Below are 6429 nucleotides of genomic sequence, written 5' to 3' on the forward strand. Positions count from 1 at the left end.
GGCGTAGTCGGTGTCCCGGGTGGCGGTGCGGGGCTCGGTCATCGTGGGTCTCCGGCGTCTTCGGTGCGGAAGGGTTCGGGGCGGCGGTTCGTGCGGGGACCGATGGCCGGCAGGGCGCCGGCCAGGCCGGCACCGGCGTCACGGGCGGCAGGCCCGCGTCCACGCCCTGGAGGAAAGCCCCTCGCGGGCGATACGGGAGTGGGCGGCGCGGTTCTCGAGGATGCGCATGACAGTGGCGGGCCTTTCGGCGGTCGGGGAGCCGGGTCGTGCCCGGGGGGTGCGTGGCACGGACCGGGCGGGTCCGAGGGATGGGTCAGCCGGCCGTTCCGTCCTCGCGGAACCAGGCGATGGTGCGCCGCAGGCCCTCCTCGACGCGCACCCGCGGTTCCCAGCCGAGCTTGTCGCGGGCCAGTGTGATGTCGGGGCAGCGCACGGCCGGATCGTCCACCGGGCGATCGACGAAGTCGTCCACGCAGGTGACGGCCGCGCCCGTGGTCAGCAGGGCGGCGCACAGGTGGGATCCGAGGAACCCGGCGCCGCCGGTGACGACGGCGTGTTCCCAGCTCCGTGAGAGGGCGGTGGTCATCTCGGTCTCTCCTCCGTCGGCGGCCCCACGCTCAGCGTCCGCCGCCCGCACGGGCGGGGCACGGTCGCGTACGGCAAACGGGTCGGTGACGGAGGGTGACAGGAGGAGTGCCGAAGGGGCTCCCACACCGTCGGCGCGGCCACGCCGACGACGAGACCGGATCAGGCGATCAGGGTGCGGCCCGGGTTCAGGCGGTCGAGGAGTTGGCCGTGGTGGAGCTCGGCGACGGGAGCGAGCAGGTCCGGGTGGCGGAGCAGAGCCGCGGCGCGGCGGTCGCTGTCGTCGGGGGCCACGAGCCGCCGGAACTCGGCGTGCGTGCCGCTGCTGTGGCTGCCCTCGGCGAGCGCGGCCACCGCCCGCGCGGCCAGTTCGGTGTCGGTGAGGAGACTGGCCGCCCAGCTCGCCACGACCTCGTCCACCCAGGTGCGCCAGGCGTGCGCGTCCACCTCGTCCCCCAGGGCCGCGTCCGCGCCGGTGACCCAGTCGAGCCGCGCGGAGCCGCCCGGGCCCGACACCCCGAGCAGGGCGGCGTCCATCTCCGTCGGGTACCTCAGCCACGCCGCGACCGTCACGGCCTGCCGGGCCTGGACCTCGCACAGGGCGGAGGCCAGGGCGCCACCGGAGGCGGGGAAGGAGCGGGTCAGCCACTGGGCGGTCGCCGCGATGACAGGGGAGAGATCTGCTTGCACTGCCGGGCCGTCCGGAAAGGGTGGGGAAGGGGGAACCTGGTCGTAGACGGTAACTGCCGTTGCACAGGCGGGGACGTGATCGGGGCCTCGTCCAGGACGTGGTCTCGGCCACATCCGGGGAGTTCGTGTGCGGGATGCCGGTTCCGTTTCGCAGCGGGGGCCGCCGGGCACCCGGGCCGCGTGCTCTTCCACGGACCCGCGACGTCCGGCGAACCCCCGGCCCGGCGCGGACGAACCCGGCCACTCGTGCGCACCCTGCGCTTCGACGGCTGGATCGCGGGGATCGGAACGGCGTCCGGCGCTCGCGTGGTGCTCGGCCACTGGGTGCGTTCGCCCTTCGGGCCGTTCAGCGACGTGATGTTCGAAGCGGCGGGCGGGCACCGGCTGCTGCTGGCCCCGTCGCGGGAGACGGCGGACTTCGTGGCGGACACGTACGTCTTCGACGAGGTCCGGGTCGCACCGGTCCGGGTGCGGGTCACCGACCGCCGGCACTGGGCTGTTTCCGCGCCGCCGCTGGAGCTGCGTTTCCGTACGGGCCGCAGGAGTCCGACGGGTCTCGCGCTGCGGTCCGTACCGGGCCTGATCGCCACCCGTCCGGGCTGGATCGCGCTGTGGGACCGGCCGGCCCGGCTGCTGCTGGGCGCACACAGCCACGGCAGCGCCCGGCCCGGCCGTCACCAGTGGTACGGCGCCCGGGATCTGCGCCCGGTCATCTCGGCCACCGCGACCTACGAGGGTGCCGGTCTCGGCGCTCTCGCCCCGGTGGAGCCTCCCGTGCGGTTCGGGTTCGGCTCGACGCCCCGCAGACCCTGCGTCGTCCGCGTCACCACGAGCGTGGCCGTGCTGCGGGGCCGGAGCAGGACAGGAGCAGTGTCATGACGGAACGGCGAGCGGACGCGCCGGGCGCCGGGCGTGCCCCGGCCATCGACATGGCCCTGCTGGGCATCTACCTCAACGACCATCTCGCCGGTGCCACCGCCGGGACCGCGCGGGTGCGCTACCTGCTGCGCTCGTGCCGGGGCACGGCGCTCGGTGACGCGTTGGCTCCGGTCGCCGCCGAGATCGCCGAGGACCGGGCGAGCCTGCTCCACATCATGCGGCGGCTCGACGTCGCGGTACGGCGCTACAAGGTCTACGCGGGCCGTGCGGCCGAGCAGGTGGGGCGGCTGAAGAGCAACGGCAGCCTGGTGCGGCGGTCCCCGTTGAGCACGTTGTGGGAGCTGGAGGCGCTGGTGCTGGGCGTGACGGGCAAGGCCGCCGGCTGGGAGACGCTCCGCGAACTGGCCCCGGCGCTCGAACGTCTCGACGCACGGCAGCTCGACGACCTCACCGAACGGGCCCGGCGGCAGCGCGCCACGCTGGAGGGACTGCGCCGCAAGCAGGCCGAGGTCGCCTTCCTCGAGACCTGACGGGCGGGCCGCGCCGCATGCCCGGCCCTACCAGAACCTGCTGCTGAGAGCGGGCTGATGCGCCAGGTGCACGGCGTCCCGCAGCCGCAGCGCGACGCTGATGGTGGCGCGCAGGGCGGAGGGACGTACGGTCTGGGCGGTCTCGGTGGCCAGGACCAGCAGGCAGGCCGCGGCCTGCTCGACGACCTGAACGGGGAGCGTGAAGTCGCTGTCGGCGGCCGCCCGGAACGCCTTCAGGGGGATCGCGGCCCCGTCGATGGCCCGCTGCGCGGCCTGCTCCAGATGCTGTGCGGCCTGTTCGCACACGGGGGCGGGCAGAGCGATGGTGCGCTGGAACGAAGAACTCGTCATGTCCCACTGCTCCCCCGGCGGTGGCCGGTTCTGTCGGCGGACGACGGGATTTCACCGTCCCGCGTGACCGGCGGGTGGCGAATGTCCCGGAATCGAAACGGCCGTCAAGTGCGGTGCAACGAGGGCCGGGTGCGGCGGGTCTGCACCTGCGACCACGAACTGACCACAACGGGGGTATCCAGAATGTTCCGCAACGCTTCACGCCCGGCCCGGTGGCGCGCGTACACCGTCGGCTGCGTCGCCGCCCTCGGCATCGCCGCCGCGGCGGTTCCGGCCGCCGCCGCGTCCGCCGTCGACGGCAACGACCGGTACACCGCGCAGGAGATCCACACCTTCCTCGAGGACTTCTACGGGGAGCACGGGCCCGGGAACTTCGCCCGCACGTACGGCATTGCGCCGCAGCTGAAGGAGAAGGTCGCGGCGAATCCCGAGTTCGACGTTCTGCTGTGTGCGCAGAACATCCCGGTGTCCATCGACGTCGGTCCGGTGACCACAGCCCAGTCGGCGCGGGTCGGGTGGGCGACGGTGAGCACGTACTGGAACGGTGGCGAGGGCAAGGCGGACTTCACCGCCTATGTCGACCTCGACGCGACGCGGCCCATTCAGTTGCTGGACGTGGATTGCGGGTTCGAGGGGTGAGTTGTCGTGTACGGGTGCGTGCGGGCTGGTCGCGCGGTTCCCCGCGCCCCCGAAGGCTGCGAACGTACGCTGTTCGTTGATCGAACCCGGCATTGACGAGGAGCACGTATGACCGCCCGTTCGGATGTCGTGGCCCGACTCACCGCACAAGGGGTCACCGGCGAACGGCCTGTCTCGGGGTCCCTCGCCGAGGTCACTCTCGACGACGGGCGGGGTGGTGGTCGTCAAGCGGTCCGGCGACCCGGTGGCGACGCGGGCCGAGGCGGCCGGGCTGCGCTGGCTGGCCGACACCGGCACCGTGCGGGTGCCGGAGGTGCGCGGCCACGACGACACCTGGCTGGTCGTCGACCGGGTTGTGGAGGGGCGGCCGGGTCGGGAGGCGGCGGTCGCCTTTCGGCCGTGCGCTGGCCGGTCTGCACGCCGCCGGGGCGCCCGCGTTCGGCGCGCCGCCACCCGACGGGCCCGCGGACGCGTACATCGGGCTCGCCCCCGATGCGCAACGAGCCCGGCACCGACTGGCCGCGCTGGTACGCGGAGCACCCGTGTGCTGCCGTATCTGCGGCGCGCGGTCGACCAGGGCACCGTCCGCCCGGGTGAGGCGAGCGTGGTGGAGCGGCTGTGCGAAACGGCTGCCGGAACTGTCCCGGGCCGGCCCGAGGCGCCCGCGCGGCTGCACGGGGATCTGTGGAGCGGCAACGTGCTGTGGGGAGCCGACGGGCAGGTCTGGCTGATCGACCCGGCGGCGCACGGCGGGCACCGCGAGACCGACCTGGCGATGCTTCGGCTCTTCGGCTGTCCCCATCTGGAGCGGGTGCTGGACGGCTACCGGGAGAGGGCGCCGCTGGCCGACGGCTGGGCCGACCGCGTGGGCGTGCACCAGTTGTTCCCGCTGCTGGTGCACGCCGTGCTGTTCGGCCGGAGCTACGCGGAACAGGCCCTCGCGGCCGCCCGTGCGGCCCTGGCCCGGTGACCGGTCAGCGGCTCACCACGTGCCGCGTGTCGGGGACGCAGTGGGTCATGGTGAGCCCCTCGACGTCGCGCGGCTGGTTCTTGCCGAGCTTGGACAGGCGTTCGCGGTCCTCGTCCGTGAGGTCCTGGCTCGCCAGCGGCTGCAGGTCCGCCACGTCCTCGGGGCCGATGCCCAGTCCTTCGCCGACCCGCAGGCCGAGGTCGTTCTCGACCAGCAGGAAGTGCCAGACCATGCGTTCCTGGACGGCCCGGTCGCACTGGGACAGTTGACCGATGAAGTTCTTCACCAGGTCGTCGCGCTCCCAGTCCTCCAGGAGCAGGTAGCGCTGTCCTGCCTGGAGGTAGTCGTTGGTGCGGGGGATGCGCTTGCGGGTGAGGCGGCCCCGGATCTCGGGGCCCTGTTCGTCGTGGGTGGGATAGCGGGCCTCGCGCAGGCCGCCGGTGATCGACGGCTCGTAGTTGACCTGCGGGTTCTCGCCTCCGCCGTCGACGTGGTACGCCATCTGGCCGTCGCGCTGGTTGGTGCGCACCTGCGCGTTCTTCGCCTGGTTGACGGGGAGCTGGAGGTAGTTCGGGCCGACCCGGTAGCGCTGGGTGTCGCTGTACGAGAAGGTCCGGCCGACGAGCATCTTGTCGTCGGAGAAGTCCAGGCCGTCGACGAGAACGCCGGTGCCGAAGGAGATCTGCTCGTTCTCGGCGAAGAAGTCCGCCGGCATCCGGTCGAGCACCATCCGGCCGACCGGCTTGGGCGGGAAGTCCTGCTCGGGCCAGGTCTTGGTGTCGTCCAGCGGGTCGAAGTCGAGCTCCGGGTGGTCGTGGTCGTCCATCATCTGGACGAGCAGCTCCCACTCCGGACAGTCACCGCCCGCGACGGCTTCGTACAGGTCCTTGGTGGCGTGACCGAGGGTGTCGGCCTGGACGTTGGCCGCATCCTCCTCGGTCATGCTGCGTACGCCCTGCCTGGGCATCCAGTGGTACTTGACGAGCTTGGTGTCGCCGTCGGCGTTCACCCACTTGTACGTGTTGACGCCGAAGCCCTGCATATGGCGGTAGTCCGCGGGGATGCCGCGCGGGCTGAACAGATTGACCAGCATGTGCATGGCCTCGGGCGTCTGCGACATGAAGTCGAAGATGCGGCGGGGCTGCTGCTCGAAGGTCACCGGGTCCGGCTTGAGGGCGTGGATGACGTCCGGGAACTTGATGGCGTCGCGGATGAAGAAGACGCCCAGGTTGTTGCCGACCAGGTCCCAGTTGCCGTCCTCGGTGTAGAACTTGACGGCGAAACCACGCGGGTCCCGGGCGGCTTCGGAGGAGTCGCGGCCGCCGATGACGGTGGAGAAGCGGACGGCCACGTCCGTGCGGGTGCCGCGCTCCTGGAACAGCTTGGCCCGGGTGTAGCGGCTGATCGGCTCGTCGCCCCAGGTGCCGTAGGCCTCGAAGTGGCCGTAGGCCGTGACTCCGCGGGCGTGCACGACGCGTTCGGGGATGCGTTCCCGGTCGAAGTGGCTGATCTTCTCGAGGAACTGGTAGTTCTCCAGAGTGGCGGGGCCTCGGGCGCCGACGGTGCGCTGGTTCTGGTTGTCGAAGACCGGATGGCCCTGGCGGTTGGTGAGGACCTCGCGGTCGTCGTCCGGAGCGGGACCGGTGCCGGATACGTCCGTCATGAGGGGCTCCTTCGGCTCGGGGCCGACGGCCGACCGGGTCGGCGCCGCGAGCAGCCGCCCGGCCGGTCGTGGCGGACCGCCCGGGTACCCGGTCGGGCGGACTCAGTCACCTGTCCGCGGAT

Annotated in this window: 8 protein-coding genes; 4 read left to right on the forward strand and 4 right to left on the reverse strand. The window is 72.4% G+C overall.

What is annotated here, in order from left to right; translation table 11 throughout:
* Positions 1 to 313: 313 nt before the first annotated feature.
* Together SSQG_RS43365 and SSQG_RS01140 are read right to left on the reverse strand one after the other, a co-directional pair.
* A complete protein-coding gene (locus SSQG_RS43365) occupies positions 314 to 586 on the reverse strand; it encodes an NAD-dependent epimerase/dehydratase family protein (RefSeq protein WP_039931729.1) in 273 nt (90 codons plus the stop codon).
* Positions 587 to 747: 161 nt separating this feature from the next.
* Positions 748 to 1275, reverse strand: a complete 528-nt coding sequence (locus SSQG_RS01140; RefSeq protein ID WP_003987806.1) for a hypothetical protein — start codon at positions 1273 to 1275, stop codon at positions 748 to 750.
* 246 nt (positions 1276 to 1521) lie between these two features.
* Between SSQG_RS01140 and SSQG_RS01145 the strand changes: the two genes are divergently transcribed.
* The gene (locus SSQG_RS01145) at positions 1522 to 2154 is read left to right on the forward strand and encodes a hypothetical protein (RefSeq protein ID WP_003987807.1); all 633 of its coding nucleotides are present in this window, start codon (positions 1522 to 1524) and stop codon (positions 2152 to 2154) included.
* On the forward strand, positions 2151 to 2684 hold the full coding sequence (locus tag SSQG_RS01150) for a hypothetical protein (protein ID WP_003987808.1): 534 nt from the start codon (positions 2151 to 2153) through the stop codon (positions 2682 to 2684). Before SSQG_RS01145 ends, SSQG_RS01150 begins: the two co-directional genes overlap by 4 nt.
* Positions 2685 to 2711: 27 nt before the next feature.
* Here SSQG_RS01150 and SSQG_RS01155 read toward each other — a convergent pair whose 3' ends face one another.
* Entirely contained in the window at positions 2712 to 3035 is a 324-nt protein-coding gene (locus SSQG_RS01155) for a hypothetical protein (protein WP_003987809.1), read from the reverse strand.
* Between the two features lie 183 nt (positions 3036 to 3218).
* On the opposite strand from SSQG_RS01155, the gene SSQG_RS01160 reads away from it, so the two are divergent.
* Entirely contained in the window at positions 3219 to 3674 is a 456-nt protein-coding gene (locus tag SSQG_RS01160) for a hypothetical protein (RefSeq protein ID WP_003987810.1), read from the forward strand.
* A 124-nt stretch (positions 3675 to 3798) separates the two neighbouring features.
* A complete protein-coding gene (locus tag SSQG_RS01165) occupies positions 3799 to 4644 on the forward strand; it encodes a fructosamine kinase family protein (RefSeq protein WP_244299002.1) in 846 nt (281 codons plus the stop codon).
* Between the two features lie 4 nt (positions 4645 to 4648).
* Here SSQG_RS01165 and SSQG_RS01170 read toward each other — a convergent pair whose 3' ends face one another.
* A complete protein-coding gene (locus SSQG_RS01170) occupies positions 4649 to 6307 on the reverse strand; it encodes a catalase (RefSeq protein WP_003987812.1) in 1659 nt (552 codons plus the stop codon).
* Between the last annotated feature and the right edge of the window lie 122 nt (positions 6308 to 6429).

Origin of the sequence: Streptomyces viridochromogenes DSM 40736 (genome assembly GCF_000158955.1) — a bacterium.
In the GTDB taxonomy this organism is placed as follows: Bacteria; Actinomycetota; Actinomycetes; order Streptomycetales; family Streptomycetaceae; genus Streptomyces; species Streptomyces venetus.

Coding starts and splice junctions, on each gene's coding strand:
- SSQG_RS01165 (WP_244299002.1), top strand. CDS start 3,799: ATGTCGTGGCCCGACTCACCGCACAAGGGGTCACCGGCGAACGGCCTG.
- SSQG_RS43365 (WP_039931729.1), bottom strand. CDS start 586: ATGACCACCGCCCTCTCACGGAGCTGGGAACACGCCGTCGTCACCGGC.
- SSQG_RS01155 (WP_003987809.1), bottom strand. CDS start 3,035: ATGACGAGTTCTTCGTTCCAGCGCACCATCGCTCTGCCCGCCCCCGTG.
- SSQG_RS01160 (WP_003987810.1), top strand. CDS start 3,219: ATGTTCCGCAACGCTTCACGCCCGGCCCGGTGGCGCGCGTACACCGTC.
- SSQG_RS01170 (WP_003987812.1), bottom strand. CDS start 6,307: ATGACGGACGTATCCGGCACCGGTCCCGCTCCGGACGACGACCGCGAG.
- SSQG_RS01150 (WP_003987808.1), top strand. CDS start 2,151: ATGACGGAACGGCGAGCGGACGCGCCGGGCGCCGGGCGTGCCCCGGCC.